This window comes from Rhodococcus sp. T7 (assembly GCF_009872365.1).
In the GTDB taxonomy this organism is placed as follows: domain Bacteria; phylum Actinomycetota; class Actinomycetes; order Mycobacteriales; family Mycobacteriaceae; genus Rhodococcus_F.
The window spans coordinates 97,302-97,652 of sequence record NZ_WXYH01000389.1; the positions used below are offsets into that span (position 1 = coordinate 97,302).

Annotated in this window: 1 protein-coding gene; it reads right to left on the bottom strand. The window is 66.1% G+C overall.

What is annotated here, in order from left to right:
* The coding region (locus MLGJGCBP_RS44395) for a TraM recognition domain-containing protein (RefSeq protein WP_236581704.1) at positions 1 to 339 on the bottom strand (339 nt) is incomplete at its 3' end.
* Positions 340 to 351 lie beyond the last annotated feature (12 nt).

Consider the following 351-nt stretch of genomic DNA (forward strand, 5'->3'; position numbering starts at 1 on the left):
GCCCTCCCACCAGGGCACGGTCTTGACGAGGGTGGCCCGGTTCCCGGACGAGCGGACGATCGCGCGGCCGCGGGGCAGTTCTTCGAGTTCGGACTCGGTGAAGGTGGTGATCTTCGTGCGCTGACGTGACGTGGAGCGGCCTCCGCGCCCGGAGGAGACCGATCCGCTGTATGCCCAGTGCTCCCCGATCGCGGTGGACAGCGATCGGAGGTAGTTGTCGTCGACGGCGACTTCACAGCCGCCGCCGTAGACCTTCACGTTCGAGGCCGAGTGCAGCATTCCCATGCCCTTGTTGCCCCACACTTCGGTGCCCTGGGCGTAGCTCTGCAGGATGGTCATGATCACGATTCC